This is a genomic window from Palleronia caenipelagi, assembly GCF_007004065.1.
Taxonomy (GTDB): domain Bacteria; phylum Pseudomonadota; class Alphaproteobacteria; order Rhodobacterales; family Rhodobacteraceae; genus Palleronia; species Palleronia caenipelagi.
The window spans coordinates 67,087-84,721 of sequence record NZ_VFSV01000008.1; the positions used below are offsets into that span (position 1 = coordinate 67,087).

General features: G+C 63.3%; 19 protein-coding genes. 5 read left to right on the plus strand and 14 right to left on the minus strand.

Annotated elements, in window-relative coordinates:
* Positions 1-44: 44 nt before the first annotated feature.
* On the minus strand, positions 45-1,094 hold the full coding sequence (locus FEV53_RS06525) for an ABC transporter ATP-binding protein (protein WP_142834010.1): 1,050 nt from the start codon (positions 1,092-1,094) through the stop codon (positions 45-47).
* Between the two features lie 281 nt (positions 1,095-1,375).
* Between FEV53_RS06525 and FEV53_RS22035 the strand changes: the two genes are divergently transcribed.
* Complete coding sequence (locus FEV53_RS22035; protein WP_342778281.1) at positions 1,376-1,777, plus strand: hypothetical protein; 402 nt, start codon at positions 1,376-1,378, stop codon at positions 1,775-1,777.
* Between the two features lie 417 nt (positions 1,778-2,194).
* Here FEV53_RS22035 and FEV53_RS06535 read toward each other — a convergent pair whose 3' ends face one another.
* A complete protein-coding gene (locus FEV53_RS06535) occupies positions 2,195-2,749 on the minus strand; it encodes an ActR/PrrA/RegA family redox response regulator transcription factor (protein WP_142834011.1) in 555 nt (184 codons plus the stop codon).
* A gap of 67 nt (positions 2,750-2,816) precedes the next feature.
* The gene (locus tag FEV53_RS06540; RefSeq protein WP_142834012.1) at positions 2,817-3,452 is read right to left on the minus strand and encodes an SCO family protein; all 636 of its coding nucleotides are present in this window, start codon (positions 3,450-3,452) and stop codon (positions 2,817-2,819) included.
* 68 nt (positions 3,453-3,520) lie between these two features.
* Between FEV53_RS06540 and regB the strand changes: the two genes are divergently transcribed.
* On the plus strand, positions 3,521-4,939 hold the full coding sequence (gene regB / locus FEV53_RS06545; protein WP_142834013.1) for a sensor histidine kinase RegB: 1,419 nt from the start codon (positions 3,521-3,523) through the stop codon (positions 4,937-4,939).
* Positions 4,940-4,952: 13 nt separating this feature from the next.
* On the opposite strand, the gene FEV53_RS06550 is transcribed toward regB, so the two are convergent.
* Genes FEV53_RS06550 through FEV53_RS06575 form a run of 6 tightly spaced genes read right to left on the minus strand, consistent with a single transcriptional unit; the run spans position 4,953 to position 10,154 of the window.
* Entirely contained in the window at positions 4,953-5,687 is a 735-nt protein-coding gene (locus FEV53_RS06550) for a glutamine amidotransferase (protein WP_142834014.1), read from the minus strand.
* 49 nt (positions 5,688-5,736) lie between these two features.
* Entirely contained in the window at positions 5,737-7,224 is a 1,488-nt protein-coding gene (locus FEV53_RS06555) for a citrate lyase subunit alpha (RefSeq protein WP_142834015.1), read from the minus strand.
* Positions 7,225-7,227: 3 nt separating this feature from the next.
* A complete protein-coding gene (locus tag FEV53_RS06560) occupies positions 7,228-8,037 on the minus strand; it encodes an HpcH/HpaI aldolase/citrate lyase family protein (RefSeq protein ID WP_142834016.1) in 810 nt (269 codons plus the stop codon).
* A 3-nt stretch (positions 8,038-8,040) separates the two neighbouring features.
* On the minus strand, positions 8,041-8,790 hold the full coding sequence (locus tag FEV53_RS06565; protein WP_142834017.1) for a glucose 1-dehydrogenase: 750 nt from the start codon (positions 8,788-8,790) through the stop codon (positions 8,041-8,043).
* Positions 8,790-9,206, minus strand: coding sequence for an ester cyclase (locus FEV53_RS06570; protein WP_142834018.1), 417 nt, complete (start codon positions 9,204-9,206; stop codon positions 8,790-8,792). Before FEV53_RS06570 ends, FEV53_RS06565 begins: the two co-directional genes overlap by 1 nt.
* A gap of 27 nt (positions 9,207-9,233) precedes the next feature.
* Complete coding sequence (locus FEV53_RS06575; RefSeq protein WP_142834019.1) at positions 9,234-10,154, minus strand: glutathione S-transferase family protein; 921 nt, start codon at positions 10,152-10,154, stop codon at positions 9,234-9,236.
* Positions 10,155-10,352: 198 nt separating this feature from the next.
* Here FEV53_RS06575 and FEV53_RS06580 point away from each other — a divergent pair, with 198 nt between their 5' ends.
* Complete coding sequence (locus FEV53_RS06580; protein ID WP_142834020.1) at positions 10,353-11,312, plus strand: LysR family transcriptional regulator; 960 nt, start codon at positions 10,353-10,355, stop codon at positions 11,310-11,312.
* 9 nt (positions 11,313-11,321) lie between these two features.
* Here FEV53_RS06580 and FEV53_RS06585 read toward each other — a convergent pair whose 3' ends face one another.
* The 5 genes from FEV53_RS06585 to FEV53_RS06605 all read right to left on the minus strand — a co-directional run bounded on the left by FEV53_RS06585 (position 11,322) and on the right by FEV53_RS06605 (position 15,888).
* Positions 11,322-12,041 (minus strand): ABC transporter ATP-binding protein, encoded by a 720-nt coding sequence (locus tag FEV53_RS06585; RefSeq protein WP_142834021.1) that lies wholly within the window; start codon positions 12,039-12,041, stop codon positions 11,322-11,324.
* A complete protein-coding gene (locus FEV53_RS06590) occupies positions 12,034-12,801 on the minus strand; it encodes an ABC transporter ATP-binding protein (protein WP_221931589.1) in 768 nt (255 codons plus the stop codon). The genes FEV53_RS06585 and FEV53_RS06590 overlap by 8 nt, the downstream gene beginning before the upstream one ends.
* Positions 12,801-13,721 carry a branched-chain amino acid ABC transporter permease gene (locus FEV53_RS06595; protein WP_142834023.1) on the minus strand — a complete coding sequence of 307 codons (921 nt, stop codon included), beginning with the start codon at positions 13,719-13,721 and terminating at the stop codon, positions 12,801-12,803. The genes FEV53_RS06590 and FEV53_RS06595 overlap by 1 nt, the downstream gene beginning before the upstream one ends.
* A 12-nt stretch (positions 13,722-13,733) precedes the next feature.
* Positions 13,734-14,624: a branched-chain amino acid ABC transporter permease gene (locus FEV53_RS06600; protein WP_185962125.1), complete on the minus strand. Its 891-nt coding sequence runs from the start codon at positions 14,622-14,624 to the stop codon at positions 13,734-13,736.
* A 73-nt stretch (positions 14,625-14,697) separates the two neighbouring features.
* On the minus strand, positions 14,698-15,888 hold the full coding sequence (locus FEV53_RS06605; protein WP_142834025.1) for an ABC transporter substrate-binding protein: 1,191 nt from the start codon (positions 15,886-15,888) through the stop codon (positions 14,698-14,700).
* 340 nt (positions 15,889-16,228) lie between these two features.
* On the opposite strand from FEV53_RS06605, the gene FEV53_RS06610 reads away from it, so the two are divergent.
* Positions 16,229-17,026, plus strand: coding sequence for an SDR family NAD(P)-dependent oxidoreductase (locus FEV53_RS06610; protein ID WP_142834026.1), 798 nt, complete (start codon positions 16,229-16,231; stop codon positions 17,024-17,026).
* A gap of 1 nt (position 17,027) precedes the next feature.
* The gene (locus tag FEV53_RS06615) at positions 17,028-17,624 is read left to right on the plus strand and encodes a glutathione S-transferase family protein (RefSeq protein ID WP_142834027.1); all 597 of its coding nucleotides are present in this window, start codon (positions 17,028-17,030) and stop codon (positions 17,622-17,624) included.
* The last annotated feature ends 11 nt before the right edge of the window (positions 17,625-17,635 follow it).

Below are 17,635 nucleotides of genomic sequence, written 5' to 3' on the forward strand. Positions count from 1 at the left end.
GGTTCGGGATGCGCCTTGCAACCACGCATCCAGGTCTTTGGGTATCACTCGCTGAGCCGCGCTCCGGTCCCGCCATCAAAGAGATGGCAATGTTCGCCGGGGACGCGGATCGAGACCGGCTCCCCGATTTCGGCTCGAAAGCTCTTGTCGGCCTTGGCGCTGACCAGCGCGCCGCCGATGCGCAGGCTGACCATGGTCGCGTCACCAAGCAACTCCAGCGTGTAGATCGGCCCGGTGATCTGACCGGACCCGGTGCCGACCTCCGCATCCTCGGCCCGGAAGCCCAGCGTCACCGGCCCGTCAGGGGCCCGCAGACCTCCGATTTCGGTATTCTCGGCGCGGAACACACCGCCGGAGATCTGGCCCTTGATGAGGTTCATCGCCGGACTGCCGATGAAACTCGCCACAAAGGTATTCGCGGGTCGGTCATAGATCTCGGTCGGACTGCCCACCTGCTGAACCACGCCTTTCTCCATCACCACCACACGATCCGCGAGGGTCATCGCCTCGATCTGGTCGTGGGTGACGTAGACCGTGGTCACCGCGAGTTCGTGGCTGAGGTTCTTGATCTGCGCCCGTGTGGAGACGCGCAGCTTCGCATCGAGATTGGACAGGGGCTCGTCCATGAGGAAAACATTGAGCTGGCGCACAATGGCCCGGGCGAGCGCGACCCTCTGGCGTTGACCGCCAGACAGCTCCGCCGGTTTGCGGTGCAGAAAATCGTCCAGCTCGACCATCGCACTGGCAAGCATCACTTTTTCCTTTTGTCCCGCCGGGTCGCTGCCACGCACGCGCAAAGGAAAGCGGATGTTCTCATAGACGTTCAGGTTCGGGTAAAGCGCATAGCTCTGCAACACCATCGCCACGTCCCGATCCTTGGGCTCCAGATCGTTCACCACCTTCCCGTCGATCAGAATCTCGCCCTCGGTCGGGTCTTCGAGACCGGCGATCATCCGCATCGTGGTGGTCTTGCCGCAGCCCGAGGGGCCCAGCAAGACGAGGAATTCGCGGTCAGGAATAGTCAGGTCGAGCTTGCCCACACAGACAAAGGAGCCCCGGCGGTTTGAGACGCCCGACAATCTGATCTCGGCCACTGGAGCCTTCCCCGGCAATCGATAATTGCAGACGCTGGCAATAAACGCGGACTTTTATCTGTCTTTTGGGGGATTGTTTTCTTGAAGGCGTATGCAATTTTTCCCCAGAAGGTTGGAAAGATAGAAGGTTCCAGAGAGAACAGGCCATCTTTCGGGAGTTTCACAGAGCTCTGGACGCCGCCTCAGATCACGCCACGGGCGAATCACTGGCGCGATTTCTCAGCCCGGATCAACTGTGGCGCAGCTTTCATACCTTTGTCCTGATCACAGAACCACAGGAGATGGCCACAAAGTTCTGGACCCCGCTCAAAGCCGCTCTCACTGCCCTGACCCACCGTGAAGACATCTTCTTTGCCGGGCGAAACGAGATGGACGGTTTTGCCACCACATGGGTGGTGTCCATGGGGCATCTGATGGGGCTATTCGACCGGCCGTGGCTGGGGGTCCGGCCCACGGAGAAGATCGCCATGCTCCGCTACTGCAGCTTTTACCGGGTTGAGGGCGACCGGATCACCGAAACCGCCATGTATTTCGACCTCCCGCACCTCATGGCGCAGGCAGGGCTGCCCATATGGCGCGATCAGACGGCCCAGCATCTGGTCCAGCCCGGCCCGGCAACCCATGATGGGCTCCTCTATGACCCGCCCCCCCCCCCGAAGAAGGTCAGCAGACCCTCGCACTGATCAACAGGATGATCACGGATCTCGGGCAGTGGAGTTCTGAGCTGTCGCTGGAGGATGAGCTGGCGCGGACATGGGCCGATGACATGCTCTGGTGGGGTCCGGAGGGGATCGGCGCGACCTACACCATCGCCCGCGACGCAGAGCAGCATTCCGGCCCAAGGACTAAGCCGCTCCGCGGCATTGGCGCGTCTGGCGGAGGAAGCCTTTGGCGGCTTTCTTGGCTGGCCCAATTTCACCGCAACCCTGTCAGGCCCCTTCATGGGACATCCCCCCACGGGGTGGCCCGGAGACTTCCGGGTAATCGATGTCTACCGCCGCGACGGGGACAAGCTGGGCCAAAACTAGATTTTCATCGACCTTCTGCACTTCTAGGAAATGCCGGGGCGTGATTTTCTGGCTGAGGTGGCGGGGTCCTGATCAGCGCGGGCTGCGTTTCGCCAGAATACGCTGTAGAGTTCGCCGGTGCATGGAGAGACGCCGCGCCGTCTCGCTGACATTGCGATCACACTGCTCATAAATGCGCTGGATATGCTCCCAACGGACCCGGTCGGCGGACATGGGGTTTTCCGGCGGCGGAGGCAGCTCGGCCGTCTCGCTGAGCAGAGCGTCGGTGATCTGATGCGCATCGGCTGGCTTTGAGAGGTAATCTGTAGCGCCGATCTTTACGGCAGCCACGGCGGTCGCAATCGCGCCGTAGCCGGTCAGCACAACGATCTTTGCGTCCGCGCGCTTTGCCCGAATCGTCTCGACAACGTCGAGCCCGTTGCCATCCCCGAGCCGAAGATCCACCACCGCATAAGCTGGAGGCCGGTGATTGCCAATGACCATCCCAGCCGCGACCGAGTCCGCCGTTTCTACCTGAAAACCACGCTTTTCCATCGCTTTGGCCAGACGCCGCAGAAACGGCTCGTCATCATCGACCAGCAACAGGGACGGATCCGGGCCGATTTCCAGTGCCTGCGTATCCGACATGCCGTGCGCTCCTCTCCTGTTGCAGCCCTTAACTAGTCACAAGGGGCGCAGTTTCAAAGGGGTGGATTTAGAAACGTTCCAAATAGCAGGCCGTAATCGCAGCGACATCTTCGGCGCTCTGCCCCTCGGATCCGCCAGCACCGGGCGCACCGCGCAAAATATCCACAAATCCCTCTTCGGGCGTGACGAGGTAAGTGTAGAAGGTGTGATCCACGAGATAGGTCGCCGGATCGTCACCTTGCCGCTGATAATAAACCCGGTAGGCTTTGGCCGCCGCGCGGATCTGTTCGGGGGTGCCCGTCAGACCGATCATGTCAGGATGCATATAATCGGTGTATTCGGTCAGTACCTCCGGGGTGTCCCGCTCCGGGTCCACGGTGATGAACAGAGCCTGCACGTTATCATGGCCGCGCTCAGCGAGCAGATCGAGCGCTTCGGCATTGCGGCTCGCATCGAGGGGACAGACATCGGGGCAATAGGTGTAGCCAAAGTAGATCAGCGACGGGCGGTCAATGATCTGGGCGTCCGTAACGGTGTCGCCGGTCTCGCTGACCAGCTCAAACGGGCCACCCAGCGCCCCGCCTGCGACGGTGGTGCCGGAGCGGCAGGGCGTGTCTTCGTCGCCGAGCCACAGCAGAATTGCGCTACCTGCAAGGAGGGCTGTCGCGGCAGTCGCGGCCACTGTTACATAGGTTCGTTTCATCAGCGCGCCTCACGTCGACAGGTCGCCGCATTGATCTCAAAGCTTTCGGCTGCCTACAAGGGGGGGCAATGCCGCAGACCCGCCTTCCCCTCTCGCTCAGCCCATTCGACGGCTCGCCCAGTATCCGGGACCGGTCCGATTGGGTTCGGGTGCGTACGCTGACCCGACTCCGCTGGATTGCCGTCAGCGGCCAGCTTGTCACCGTTCTGGTGGCGCAATGGGTGTTCGACCTTCGGCTTGATCTCGGGCTTGTGCTGCTGGTGATTTACGCTGCTGTGATCACAAACCTGATGGCCCTGCAACTTCTGCCCCCGAACCGGCGCCTGAACGAAGCCGAGTTCACAGGGGCTCTGGCGTTCGACATGGTCCAGCTCTGCTCGCTGCTCGCGCTGTCAGGAGGCCTGAACAACCCGTTCGCACTGCTGGTGCTGGCTCAGGTCGCTATCTCGGCCACAGCTCTCCCGTCTCGCAAGATCATCGGCCTTTGCAGTCTGGCGATCACGCTCATTACGCTCATGCTGTTTTTCTATGCCCCCTTGCAGACCCGTACCGGTGACCTGCTGGAGATCCCCGAACTGTTCCGGATCGGGTTTTGGGCGGCGCTTGTGGTCGGGATCACGTTCGAGGCAAGCTACGCCCGTCGGGTGACAGCAGAGGTCGCCGCTATGGCCGAAGCACTCTCAGCCACGCAAATGGCACTCGCGCGCGAGCAAAAGCTGACCGATCTGGGCGGCGTGGTGGCTGCGGCGGCACATGAGCTTGGGACACCGCTTGCGACAATCGCTTTGGTCTCTCAGGAGATGGCGGATGAGGCAGTGGACGCAGACATGCGCGACGATGCGCTGCTCATCCGCGCTCAGGCCGAGCGCTGCCGCGAGATCCTGAGGTCGATGGGGCAGGCCGGCAAGCAAGACATCCACATTCGCATCGTGCCCATCCTGGGGCTGATTGAGGACGCCGCCGAGCCTCATTTGAACCGGAGCAAGCATGTGATCATCGACACACCGGATGTCAGTGATCCCACAGAGGGCCACCCCAGTGTCGCGCGGCGCCCGGAAATGATCCATGGATTGCGCAATGTGATCCAGAACGCCGTTGATTTTGCCACCACTACGGTCTGGATCGACGTCCGCTGGACGACGGAGCGCATAACCGTGCAAATCGCGGATGACGGGTTGGGTTTTCCAGTCGAGGTGCTGCCGCATCTGGGCGACCCGTTCCAGCGTCACCGCCGCGCCCCCGACAATAGCACACCGCGCGAAAGTTACGAAGGCATGGGCCTCGGGCTGTTCATCGCCAAAACCCTGCTGGAGCGATCCGGGGCCGAAATCACCTTTGCCAACGGTCGCGACAAGTTTGGTCCGGCGCTAAAGGAGGGCGAACGGTCCGGGGCCGTCGTGACCATCGTCTGGCCCCGCGATGCCGTAGAAATCACCGAAGATCGCGCCGCCCTTGGCGAAAACCCCTGGACCGACGACAGGGTTTGATCCGTACCGCCGGTCAGCCGTAGCGCACGGCGAACCGGCGCAGGATCTCACCCGGAACGGAAACGCGCGCGGCATGGCAGGCCGCGATCAGACGGTCTGCATCTTCGGGCGGGAAGTACCCATACCCGCGATAGATCTGAATACGCCGCTCAAAGTCATTTGCGTCGGCCTCGGGGTGAAACTGAGTCGCGTACACATTGCTTCGGTAGCGGATCATCTGAAACGGGCACGGGGCAGAGCCGACCAGGTGGACAGTGTCCGTGGGCAGATCCTGTACAGCTTCTTTATGACCGACGAAGGCTTCAAATTCCGCTGGCAGCCCGCGCAGGAGCGGATCGTCCTCACCCTCGGGCGTCATGGTACAAAGCGACGGCCCCACCGGCTCGCCAAAGCGGGCCTTGCTGACTTCGCCACCCAGATGATGCGCCAGAATACCCAAGCCATAACAACACCCCATGAAGGGGTGATCTGCCGCAGTAATCTGCGGCATCAGAGCCAGAATCTGCCCTTCGATCCGAGCGTCGAGAGGGCTCTTGTCCTCGGGCCGGTCGCTGACGCAGCCCGGCCCGCCGCCGACGATAACCCCGGCATAGGCGGTCACGTCGAGATCGGCCTGGATATCCTGCTGGTCGACCCGGATGCGGTGAGTCCGCTCCTCCGGCAAGCCGCACTTGTTCAGGATCGACCTGAACTCCTCGTCAGACGCCTCGGTTTCCGGGCGCAGTTGCAGGATCAAAAAACGCTTCATGTCGGCGCGGTACTGTCCGGCGTCTCAAAGTGCAAGAGAGACGACCCCCTCAGCCCGCGCCAATCTTACGAACCACGTCCGTCACACTGCCATCGCGATATTCGGAAACCGCGACGACCCGGCCCTGCGATCGGGGCGGTGTCGGGACCTTGGCCAATCCTTGCGCTTTGTCAAAGAGGGTCTCGATCCCCGTCACATTCAGTCCGGCCGCTCTCAACCGTTCGGCCAGCTCAGGACGTAGGGGATTCACAGCGATGCCCTCTTCGGTAACGACCAGATCTACGGTTGATCCCGGGGTCGTCAGCGTTCCGACCTCAGGCACGATTTTCGCATAGCCGGAGGCGGTAAGCCGGGTGGTGACAACGGTCAGACTGGCACCGGCGGCGGTATCTGCATGCCCTCCGGAGCCACCGATGATGATTCCGCCCGCTTTGGTCGTCACGTTTACATTGAAGGACAGGTCGAACTCAGCGGCCCCCAGCACGACTGTATCGACGCGGTCAACCACAGCTCCACCCATATGCGGCCCGGCATACGTGGCCGCGCTCATCATTTGGTGGCGCGGGTCTGACTTGTAGGACTCGACTGCTTCGAGATCAAAGCATTGCACGTCCATCAGCCCGCGAAACAATCCGTCCCGCAACATCCGCACATGAAAGCCGGTAATCCCCCCCGCAGCAAAACTACCGGTCACGCCGCGCTCGGCCATGATCTGACCTACCGCATCGGCTGTGGCCAGTGACACGCCACCCGCGCCCGTCTGGAAAGAGAATCCGTCCACCAACACTCCACTGGCGGCGATCGCTGCGGCTGCGGTGTTTCCGATCCCGGTGCTGACTGAATCGCTGGCAGGACGGGTGGTGCCCGAAGCAATGCCACCCGGGTTCCCGATGCTGGAGACGGCCACGACGTAATCAACCTTGCCCTGTGGGATATCAATGCTGGGCGCCGGAAAAGGAACCAGCGTGTCGGTCACCGCCACCACATGCTGCGCAACCTCCACATCGGTCAGCGGATAACCCAGCGTGCCGCAGGCGGTGGGGCCAATGCGCCCGGAGATATTGCCCATGTCATCAGCGGCCGGAGCGGCGACAAAAGCCACGTCAACGCGCAACTCTCCCTGATCGAGCGCCCGTGCCCGACCCCCATGGGTGCGCAGAATAACCGGATGGGGCAGGAGGCCGTGACTTACCGCTTCGCCCACCGGTCCGGAGATGAAGTTCGCGGACAGCCGCGTCACCGTGCCGCTGCGGATGTGCCCGACCAGCGACGCATGCACTGGAAAGATCGACGTGGCCGCGACATGTAGACCCTTCAGCCCGCGCGCAGCCAGGCGGTCGAGCACGAGGTTCAGCACCCCGTCACCATTGCGCAGGTGGTGGTGAAAGGACACCGTCGCGCCATCACGTATCTCGCAGGCGTCAAGCGCAGCGTCCAGATCCGCCAGCAGCTTTGACGGTCTGCGGGCGGGCCTCAGTCGGCCCGTCGGCAGCTTCAGCGGGCCGTAGCCGTCAATCTCTCTGGGAAGAACAATCATCTGCTACTCCGCATTCTGCCGGGCCCGGTCAAGGACCCGGCGCGCCGCGTTCTCGACCGGCTTGTCGATCATCTGGCCGTCGAGCGCCACCGCGCCCGGCTGACCGGAGGAAGTCGCCGCGATAACTCTCCGCGCCCAGATGATCTGGGCGTCGGTCGGGGCAAAAGCGCGGGCGCAGGGCGCGACTTGCGCCGGGTGGATCAGCAGCTTGCCGCCAAAGCCAAGCGCCCGGGCCGCCGCAGACTCCTCATGGGTCGCAGCGTCGTCGATCCTGGCGGTGACACTGTCCAGTGGCGCGCCGCGCTCCATCACCCGGGACCGCCAGACCAGCCTGTGCCGGGCAAAGCTGAGCGCCTCTCTCACGGGTTCGGCATCAAGATCGGCGGCGAAATCCAGATGCCCGAACGCCACACGCCGAACTCCGGTCGCAGTCAGAAGCTGGTCGATCCGGTCAAGGCCACGTGCGGTCTCGATCTGCGGCAAAACGGTGGTGCCGGGACCCGAACGCTCCACGATCATGGCAATGACAGCGGCAGACTCGGCCTTGGGCAGCATGACCGCTGGCGGGCGGATCCGTTTCAGGAGCGCCAGATCGTCATCCCAGAAAGGAGAGTCCGCCGGGTTCATGCGGATAACGATCCGTCGCCAGTCCAGCCCGGCGTTCCGGATGGCCTCGCGGGCGGCGGATTTGGCCTCGGCCCGCACCGCGTCCTCAAGATCGAGGATCACCCGATCCGCACCAGACCCCAGCGCCTTGGCGAAGCGGTCAGGACGGTCGGCGGGGACAAAGAGATATGTGACCGGCAACGTCATGGCTCAGACCGTCCGACCTCCGTCCACTTCAAAGACCGTCCCGGTGATGAACTCCGCCTCGTCGGAGGCCAGGTAGAGGCAGGCGCTGGCAATATCGCGCGGTTCGGCCAGTCGGCCCAGCGGTACTGTCGCGATAAACCGGGCGCGGTTCTCCGGCGTATCGGGCAGGCCCATAAAGGACTCCAGCAGCCCTGTCGCCCCCATCACCGGGGCCACGCAATTTACCCGGATCCTGTCGGAAGCGAGCTCGACCGCCATGGAGCGCGACAGAAGGTTCACCGCGCCCTTGGTCGAATTGTACCAGGTCAGGCCCGGACGAGGGCGGATCCCGGCGGTGGAACCAATGTTCAGGATTACCCCACCGCCCTGCGCCCGCATCACCGGCACGCAGGCATTCGCCATGTGATAAATCGACTTGACGTTGATGGCGTAGAGGCGGTCGAATTCGTCCTCGGTGACCTCCAGCATGGGCTTGTTGCGATGGGTCCAGCCGGCATTGTTCACTACGATGTCGAGCGCCCCACCGTTATCCCGGGCGGCCGAGACGGCAGCGCCGATATCTTCGGCGCGGGTCACGTCCCCGGTGACGGCACGCGCGACTGGGCCGATCTCCGCAGCGGTGGCAGCGGCACCCTCCCCGTTCAGGTCGAGGATCACCACGCTGGCGCCCTCGCGGGCAAAGACCCGGGCGATCTCCGCTCCGAACCCCGCCCCACCGCCGGTGACCAGCGCCGATTTGCCAGCGAGCCGCATCAGAGCATCCCGATCTGCTGTTGCAGGCCGATATTGTCGATGGCGGGCCATTGCTCGGCGATCATCCCATCCTCCATCCGGAAGAGGTCGAGCACGGCCACGTCAAACCGTTTGCCCGTCGCCTGATAGTCCCCAAACGCGCCCGAATGGACACCCCGAAACTGGAGACGGACCAAAACCTTGTCGCCCTCGGCCACGGTATCCTGCACGTCGAGCTCGATCTCGGAGAACGCGCCCAGCAGGAGGTCACCAAGTTGCAGCACGCCCTCGGGGCCTTTGACCTCGAATGGCAGGGTGGTGTCGTTGCGGATATAGTCCGGGCTCACATTGGCTTCGAGCCAGGCGCGGTCCTTGCTCGCGAAGGCCTTGAAATAATCCTGCGCGCGCTGGCGGTTGGCTTCGATGATGTCAGTCATTGGGGGATCTCCGTTGGTTTGCGTGCCTCAGGCGGGCAGCGCCTCAAACCCGGCGCGCGGGAAGTGGATGTGGATCAGGCCCGCCTCGTCCGTGTCGCGGGCGAGGACGATTTCCTGCGCATCTGCCGCAACGATCTGTCCTGTGACGGGCACGCGGGCATTGTCGTCGGGGGTCACGGTGACCCGTTGCCCGAAATGAAGGCCTGACGGATCATCATCGGCGTCGAATCCGTCTACGGGTGTGGCAGCTTTGGCGGCGGCAATGGCGTCGTCGGAGGTCATCTCGGTGGAGGTTCCGTGACCGATCCCGGCGACTCGGTCCATCCAGTCGGTCAGACGCGTGGACAGACGCAGGCGGCTGTCGATGGCCTCCGCTCCGCAATTGGCGCGCAGGAGCCACAGGGAGTGATAGCAGGTCAGGTCCGCCGCGCTGAGTGCGTCGCCGGTGAGGTAGGGCTGTTCGCCCAGCATATCATCGAGCCACGCGGCAAAGGCCGTCATCTGCTGCACATAGGCGGGCATCTGCGGAGCCATGGCATCCTTCGAGATGTCATAGCCCAGATAATGCTCCTTGCGGTCGCGCAAGAATTCCTCGGGGAGATGCTCGCCGATGTAATCCACCAGAACGCCGATGGCGGGCTTCCACGTGGCGCGGTCCCACCAGAGCGACAGAGCCTTCGACAGACCTTCGCCCGTCGGGTAGAGCGACGGCGTGGGTTTCACCCGCTCCAGCGCGCGAAAGATCACTTCGGTATCGCAATAGACATCCGCACCGATCTGCAACACCGGCACCCGGCGATACCCGCCGGTCAGCACATCTAGCAGCGGGCGGGGCGGCACCGCTTCGACCTTGACCGAGCGCCAGTCGAGATCCTTATGCCCCAGCGCCAGACGGATTTTCTCGGAAAACGGCGACAGGTCGTAATGGTGCAGGGTGATCTCGGTCATGGGCGCTCCTCCGGTTTCGGCCATGACCTACGGCTAGCAGCCCTGATCTGCGGAGCGGTAAGACAGTTTTTCTTGCGTCGTTAGAAGGTTTTGTTTTGACTGAGCCTGTGGCGGGAGGATTTCCCTTTGGAACAGGGCTGTAGCCCTGTGTCGGCCGGGACCCATCATAGAGGATCTGTCTGACAGGGAGTATTGGCGATGGATATTCGGCAACTTCGCTATTTCGTGGCCATCGCCGAAGAAGGCTCCCTCTCCGCGGCCGCACAACGGGTTCATGTGGCCCAGCCCTCCCTGTCCCAGCATGTCATTTCGCTGGAAAAAGAGCTTGATGTGCAGCTGTTGGAACGCAGCCCACGCGGCGTGACCCTGACGGAGCCGGGGGAGATTCTTTTGTCTCACGCGCGCGAGGTTATCGCGGCGCTGGGCCGGGCCGAAGAGGCGGTGCGCCAGTCGGGCAGCGAGCCGCAGGGGGAGGTGACGTTCGGCCTGCCGTCCTCCATCGCCATGGTGCTGTCGGTCCCGCTGGCAGAAACGGTCCGGCTTGAACTGCCGAAGGTGCGGTTGCGCCTCGTCGATGCCATGTCGGGCTTTATCAAGACGTGGCTGGAGGACCAGACCATCGACATGGGCATCCTCTATGACCTCGGATCAGTCCGGCATCTGTCGCACCGGCAGTTGATGACCGAGGAGCTCCATTTCTTCTCCGCGCCCGATGCCTGGCCATTTGATAGCCCGCCCGGATCGCCCGTCCCGATGACCGCTTTGCCGGAGGCCGAACTGGTGCTGCCCTCGCCCCATCACGGGCTTCGGAGCATGATCGACCGTTTCATGAAAGCGCAGGGCATCGATCTGAATGTGCCCACTGAAATGGACGGCCTCGGACATATCAAATCCATGGTCTCGCGCGGGTCAGGTTACACGATCCTCGCCCCTGCTGCCGCCATTGACTACGTGGAGCGGGGGGAGCTGATCATGGCGCCCATCGTGGACCCAGCCATGGTCCGACCCGTCTACCTGATGCGCAATCCGGGCCGCCCCGCGACCCGCGCGAGCCGCGAGGTGGAGCGGATCACGCTGGAGGTGATCCGCGATCTGGTGGCCCGTGGGATCTGGCAGGCGCTGGACCCGACGGATGTGGTTACCCCCGACAGGGGATGAGGTGAGGACTCAACTCGCCTTGCGCGCGCCGAGATAGGCCTGCGCGATCAGCTCCTCGTGATCCACCTCGCCGGGACGACCGCCAAAGGTCACGTGTCCCTGTTCGAGAAGATAGAAGTGATCCGCGTAGTCGAGCGCCATATGGGCGTTCTGCTCCACGAGAAAGATCGTCCGACCCTCGTCCCGGAGCTGGCCAATAATGGCGAAGATTTCCTCGACGATGATCGGCGCAAGCCCGGTGGACGGCTCGTCCATCAGCAGGACCCTGGGCCGTGCCATCAGCGCGCGGCCCACCGCCAGCATCTGCTGTTCACCGCCTGAAAGCGTCCCCGCCTCCTGACTGGCCCGCTCGCGCAGACGCGGAAAACGCTGCAGCACATCCTCCAGATCGGCCATCACCCCCGTCTTGTCCTTCCGGCGGGAAAAGGCGCCGGCGATCAGGTTGTCGCGCACGGTCATTTCCGGGAAGACCAGCCGGTTTTCGGGCACGGTGACGACGCCTTTGCCGACGATGGTGTGAGATTTCAGGCCGGTCAGCTCCTCGCCATCGAGGGTCATCGACCCCGACTGGGCGCGCAGAATTCCGGCGATGGTCCAGATCAGCGTGGTCTTGCCCGCGCCATTCGGCCCCAGGAGGCAGGTCAGCCCGCCTTCGCGGATATCCAGAGAGACGCCCTTGAGCGCGGCGATCTTGCCGTAGGAGGTGCGGATGTCGCGGATCTCAAGCATGGGCCAGTTCCTCGTTCTTGTGCTTCGAGCCGAGATAAGCGCTGCGCACATCGTCGTTGCGTTGGATCTCTGCAGGCGTGCCCTCGGCGATCTTGCCGCCGAAATTCAGCACGGCGATGCGGTCGGTGATGCCCATCACCAGCTCCATCATGTGCTCGATCAGGAGAACGGTGACGCCGCGCCCCTGCACCGCACGGATGCGCTCGGCCAGCAGTTGGCCGTCCTCCAGGCTTGCCCCGGCGGCCGGTTCATCGAGCAACAGGACACGTGGGTTTGAGGCCAGCGCCCGCGCCATCTCCAGCCGCCGCATCTCTCCGAAGGAGAGCGCCGAGGCCGGCACATCGCGTTTCGACAGGAGCCGGGAAAACTCCAGCAGCTCGTCGATGTCGGCGCCCCTTTCGCCGCCCGCCCTGAACCAGCGGGACAGGAAATGGGCGCGGCGCTGCTCATGGCCGTTCTGCGCAACCCAGAGGTTCTCCGCCACGGTGAGGTTGCCGAAGAGCCGGATGTTCTGGAACGTCCGGGCCACCCCCATTGCCGTGCGCTCATGCTGCGCCATGGTGGTCAAATCGTAGCCGTCGAGCATCACCCGGCCCGTCGTCGGCGCATAGAGGCCGGTGATCAGGTTTACCGTGGTCGATTTGCCAGAGCCATTCGGACCGATCAGGCCAAAGATCTCGCCTTCGCGGATCGTCAGGCTCACATCATCGACCGCGCGCACGCCGCCGAAATGCTTGGACAGGTTTTCAAGGGTCAGCATCAGTCAGCCTCCTGTAATGCCGGCGTGGAGCTGGGTTTGCGCCTCAGCCCCCCCAGTCGCAGTGGGGTGTCACCCAGTAAGCCCTTGGGCCGCAGGTTCATCGCCACGACGATCAGCGCGCCAAACAGAAGCGACCGCCAGTCGCCCATGAAGCGCAGTCCTTCGACGAGAAACCCTTGAATAAAGAGCACCGCGATGAGCGTGCCAAAGACAGAGCCAAGCCCGCCAAGGATCGGATAGGCCACGGCAAAGGTCGCCAGCAGCACGCCGAAGATCCCGTGCTCGATATGGGTCACGGTGTGGGCGTAAAGGCTGCCGCCGATCCCGGCGATGAAGCCCCCGGCGGTCATGGCTCCGACCTTCACCGCGGTCAGGTTCAGGCCAATGGATTGCGCGGCGACCTCATCATGACCCACTGCGCGGAGCACCGCTCCGGCGCGGGTCCGGTCCATCCACCAGAGCGCCGCCATGACCAGTGCGACGAAGATCCAGATCAGCGTCGTCACCTGCCAGATCTCCCAGCCATTCTCCGGGAAATAACGGATCGCGCGAAAGCCTTCAGCACCATTCGGGCCGACCAGCGCACCGTCGCGTTCAACCTGCCAGGTGAGGTTGAAGAAAATCATCCGCACCATCTCGCCGAAGGCCAGTGTGGCGACGACCAGCATCAGGCCCTTGACCCGCAGAGCCGGGAAACCGACCGCGCAGGCAATGGCCGCCGACACGAGACCGGCGAGCAGGACGGCAGGGATGATGTGCATCCCGAACATGGCCGTGGCGGCCCCGGCGGCATAGGCCCCGATGGCGTAGAAACCCGCCTGCGCCATGCTGACCTGTCCGGTCAGCAGTACTACATAGGCAGAAAGACCGAGCAGCGTGTGCACGCCAAAGATCTGCAAAAGTCCGAAGTAGAAATCCATGATCGCCTCCGCTCAGTCGCGGCCCGCGTGGGCGCCAAACAGGCCGCCCGGACGCAGGGTGAGGAACAAAAAGAGCAGGAGCATCACGTAGATGTCGCGCTCGGTCACACCGCGCAGCAGCAGGAAGATGTTCTCCGCCGCACCCACCAGCAATCCGCCGATGATCGCGCCCGGGATCGACCCGAGACCTCCGATGACCACGACGATCAGCCCCTTCACCGTCAGCCCCATGGCGATGATCGGCGAGAGCACCCCGACAGCGGCGGCAGTCATGGCCCCCGCGACCCCGCCGAGCACGCCAGCGATCACAAATGTCAGGGCGTTCACCCTAGCACTGTCGATCCCGCAAAGTTGGGCGGCGCGTGGTTGCTGGCTGACGGCCCGGGTCGCAAGCCCCAGAGGCGTGCGGTGCAACAGCCAGAACAGCACTCCCATGGCGACGACGCACATTAGGAAAACAAAGAGCAGGTCGCCGCGCACCCAGACTTCGCCGATCTCGATGACCGAGTCGCGGAAGACGGACGGATAGGGATAGGGCATCCCGTGGCTGAGATGGACCACCACCTCGTCGATGAAGAGCAGCATCCCGACCGAGGCCAGCAACGAGGCCATGGGAACAGTTTCGGGGGTGAAGCGGAAGCAGCAGTAATAGACCACCAGCCCGATCACCCCGGCTCCCAGCGCCGAGATAACAAAGACCAGCGCCGGAGGGGCGCCGAGATTGAGGAAGGCCAGAAGGCCGATGTAAGTGCCCGCCAGCGAAGCCGCGCCATAGGCGAGGTTCAGCTTGCGCATGACACCGAAGATCAGGGTAAAGCCGATGCCGATCAACGCGTAGGTCGTGCCAAATAGCAGACCGTCCGTCAGGGATTGGAGCAGATCGATGAAGAAGAAATAATCCATGGGAACCTCACGCGGTGCAGCGGTCGGAGGGAGGGGAAACCCCGGGGTCAGCCCCCGGGGCGAGCACTGAGGATCAGCTGTCGGGCGCGTGGACCACGGTCCAGCTGGCATCGCTGGCGCCGACGAAGACGTAAGGCTTTTCGGCCTCGCCATCGGGCAGACGCTTGTTCTGGCCCAGAAGACCCTCGGCCTCAGTCAGAGCGGCCAGCCCGTCGCGGATCTTGCGCCGGTCGGCGTCACGGCTGTCGGCCGTCCCCTCGATCCCGGCTGCGTTGATCACATCGCGCAGGATCATGAAATTCTCCCATGCGGCGGCGCTGTGCAGATCCAGCGCGGCCCCCTTGGCAGCCACGGCATCGGCGGCAAATTTGGCGTCGTCATTCACCGGCGCAAAAGAGGTGGGGATGATCATGCCCTCGGCCTCGGCCGCGCATCCGGACAGGGTCTCCAGCGAGGACGATGAGGTCAGGCCGACAAGGACTTCCGGCTCAACCTTCTGCCGCGCCATCTCCCGCAACGCGCCACAGGTGGTGAAGGGGTGGGCGGAGATCGCCACCACATCGGGCTCGGCCCGGCGCATACCCCTCACCTGATTGGAGAAATTAGTGTCGTTCAGCAGCCACTGCGCCTCGCCCACTACCTCGAAGCCGTGCTTGATCGCGGCTTCCTTCATCACGGCGTACCAGGTCGCGCGGGAATGGGCGAAGTCCTCCTCGACGCCGCCATAGATGGTCTTGGCCTCCGGGTGGGTTTCGCGGATCCAGGCAAAGAGGTTGTCATACATCATCGCCTCGGACGGCGTGTTGCGGAACACCCATTCCGAGATGCCGGCCAGTCCGCCCTTGATCGCGACGTCGGTAAAAACCGGGAATTGCAGGCCCGTGTCACCGTCGTCATCGACCTTGGCCTGCAGGATGCCAAAGAGCGGTTCGGCCACGTTCGAGCAGGTCGGCCCAACGGCCACCAAAGCATCAGTGGTGGCGATGCGGCGCAGGACGGAAATGCCCTCCTCAGCATTGCAGCGGTCGTCGTAATAGGTGGTCTCGATCATTGCGGTGCTGCCGTCGGCCAGCGTCACGCCGCCCTCGGCGTTAATCTTCTCGGCAGCGGCAGACATGGCAGCGCCCGAATTCTGGCCGAAGATGCCGACCACCCCCGAGGCGGCGCCAAAGCCCGCAATGCTGATGGTCTTGTCTTCGGCGAGAGCGGGTGCGGCTACGGTGAGGGCCAGAGTGGAAACGGTCAGGAATTTGGCGAGTGTCATGGGCTTCTCCAGTGCTCCAGATGATCCCGCCAATGGTTGGGCGGCGATCGATGGCGCCATCCTGAAGTTTTGAACGCGATTTTCGCAAAGACGGTTTTCCCATGCCGCGTATATGGAAAACCTATACCCTTGCGTTGATCGGTGACCGCAGCCTCGCGCCATTTGGGAAACCAGGCGCTTTGATCGTGCCGAAGAGACCCGGAATCTTCCCGTCGCGGCACATCGCCGAACTGCTAGAGCGAAATGCAATATCGGACAGAGCCGAATGGTATTTGTGCCGCAGAGTCTTACGAAGGATGATCGTCGCAACCTCGACAGATCAGCAAAGGATGCGGGAGCGATGGGTGACAGACTCAAGGACAAGGTGGTGTTCTTCACCGGAGCGGGCTCCATCGGCCCGGGCTGGGGCAATGGCAAGGCTGCGGCAGTTGCCATGGCGCGCGAAGGGGCCCGGGTCTTTGCTCTCGATCTGAGCGCTGACGCGGTCGAGGAGACGGCGCAGATCATCCGCGACGAGGGCGGAACGGTCGAAACCGCCGTCTGCGACGTATCCAAGGCGGATCAGGTCGAGGCCGCCGTGGCCGCCTGTATGGACAAGTTCGGGCGGATCGACGTGCTCGACAACAATGTGGGCATCATCGACCCCGGCGGCCCCGAAGATCTGAGCGAGGAGCAATGGGACCGGCTGATGGCGATCAACGTCAAGTCGATCTACCTCACCTGCCGCCACATCCTGCCGATCATGACGGCGCAGGGTGGCGGCTCGATCATCAATATCAGCTCTATCGCCTCGACCCATTCACTGGGCTATAGCTGCATCAGCTACTCCGCCTCGAAGGGCGCGGTGAATGCCTTCACCCGCGATATCGCCCTGAACTACGGCCCCAAGGGCATCCGCTGCAATTCGATCCTGCCGGGGCTGATGAACACGCCCCTGATCCACGCGGGCAACGTCACCTCGGTCTATGGCTCGACCGAAGCAATGGTCGAGGCGCGCAATGCACTGGTGCCGCTGGGACAAATGGGCGACGGTTGGGATGTGGCCTGGGCCAGCGTCTTCCTCGCGTCCGACGAGGCCAAGCATATCACCGGCATCGAACTGGTCGTCGATGGTGGCATCACATTGAAGGTGAAGTGACATGCATCTCTATATCAACACGACCTCGCCCTTCGTCCGTCTGGTGCGGCTCGCCATCGAGGAAAAGAGCCTGTCGGATCGGATCACTACAGAGATTGTCGACCCCTGGGCCGATCCCGCCGCTTTTCTCGCCGCCAACCCGGCGGGCCGGGTGCCGGTCCTGACCACGGATGACGGCGTTTCCTTCGCCGAGGCGCATCTGATCCTGCGCTATCTTGACGAGATCGCCAGACCGAGCCTGTTCCCATCTGACGGGTTGGCCGAAACGCTGGCCATCGCCGCCCCGGCTTTGGGCGCCATGGAGGCCGCTACGGCGGTGATTATCGGCCGGAAATCGTCCGACAATTTCGACTCAGATATGGTCGGGTCAAAGCGCTTCCGCAGTATGGCCGAGGGACTGGAGCGGCTGAACGCACGGCTGCCCCGCGACTTCGCCAACCGGCCCGATATCGGGAATATCGCGGCCATCACGGCCCTCGACTACATCACCTTCCGCTTCCCTGACCGCGACTGGCTGGCGGATCTACTGGAGCTTGCCGCGTGGCGTGAGCGCCAGAATGGCCACCCCTCCGTCGAAGCCACCATGCCCTATATCTGACCCGAGGTTTC

What these genes read in the sequence shown, in the direction of transcription:
- FEV53_RS06595 (WP_142834023.1), bottom strand. Translation starts at nt 13,721, where the DNA reads ATGGATTTCTACTTCGGACTTTTGCAGATCTTTGGCGTGCACACGCTG.
- FEV53_RS06555 (WP_142834015.1), bottom strand. Translation starts at nt 7,224, where the DNA reads ATGATTGTTCTTCCCAGAGAGATTGACGGCTACGGCCCGCTGAAGCTG.
- FEV53_RS06580 (WP_142834020.1), top strand. Translation starts at nt 10,353, where the DNA reads ATGGATATTCGGCAACTTCGCTATTTCGTGGCCATCGCCGAAGAAGGC.
- FEV53_RS06575 (WP_142834019.1), bottom strand. Translation starts at nt 10,154, where the DNA reads ATGACCGAGATCACCCTGCACCATTACGACCTGTCGCCGTTTTCCGAG.
- FEV53_RS06550 (WP_142834014.1), bottom strand. Translation starts at nt 5,687, where the DNA reads ATGAAGCGTTTTTTGATCCTGCAACTGCGCCCGGAAACCGAGGCGTCT.
- FEV53_RS06590 (WP_221931589.1), bottom strand. Translation starts at nt 12,801, where the DNA reads ATGCTGACCCTTGAAAACCTGTCCAAGCATTTCGGCGGCGTGCGCGCG.
- FEV53_RS06570 (WP_142834018.1), bottom strand. Translation starts at nt 9,206, where the DNA reads ATGACTGACATCATCGAAGCCAACCGCCAGCGCGCGCAGGATTATTTC.
- FEV53_RS06565 (WP_142834017.1), bottom strand. Translation starts at nt 8,790, where the DNA reads ATGCGGCTCGCTGGCAAATCGGCGCTGGTCACCGGCGGTGGGGCGGGG.
- FEV53_RS06585 (WP_142834021.1), bottom strand. Translation starts at nt 12,041, where the DNA reads ATGCTTGAGATCCGCGACATCCGCACCTCCTACGGCAAGATCGCCGCG.
- FEV53_RS06540 (WP_142834012.1), bottom strand. Translation starts at nt 3,452, where the DNA reads ATGAAACGAACCTATGTAACAGTGGCCGCGACTGCCGCGACAGCCCTC.
- FEV53_RS06535 (WP_142834011.1), bottom strand. Translation starts at nt 2,749, where the DNA reads ATGTCGGATACGCAGGCACTGGAAATCGGCCCGGATCCGTCCCTGTTG.
- FEV53_RS06615 (WP_142834027.1), top strand. Translation starts at nt 17,028, where the DNA reads ATGCATCTCTATATCAACACGACCTCGCCCTTCGTCCGTCTGGTGCGG.
- FEV53_RS06610 (WP_142834026.1), top strand. Translation starts at nt 16,229, where the DNA reads ATGGGTGACAGACTCAAGGACAAGGTGGTGTTCTTCACCGGAGCGGGC.
- FEV53_RS06600 (WP_185962125.1), bottom strand. Translation starts at nt 14,624, where the DNA reads ATGGATTATTTCTTCTTCATCGATCTGCTCCAATCCCTGACGGACGGT.
- FEV53_RS06560 (WP_142834016.1), bottom strand. Translation starts at nt 8,037, where the DNA reads ATGACGTTGCCGGTCACATATCTCTTTGTCCCCGCCGACCGTCCTGAC.
- regB (WP_142834013.1), top strand. Translation starts at nt 3,521, where the DNA reads ATGCCGCAGACCCGCCTTCCCCTCTCGCTCAGCCCATTCGACGGCTCG.
- FEV53_RS06605 (WP_142834025.1), bottom strand. Translation starts at nt 15,888, where the DNA reads ATGACACTCGCCAAATTCCTGACCGTTTCCACTCTGGCCCTCACCGTA.
- FEV53_RS22035 (WP_342778281.1), top strand. Translation starts at nt 1,376, where the DNA reads ATGGCCACAAAGTTCTGGACCCCGCTCAAAGCCGCTCTCACTGCCCTG.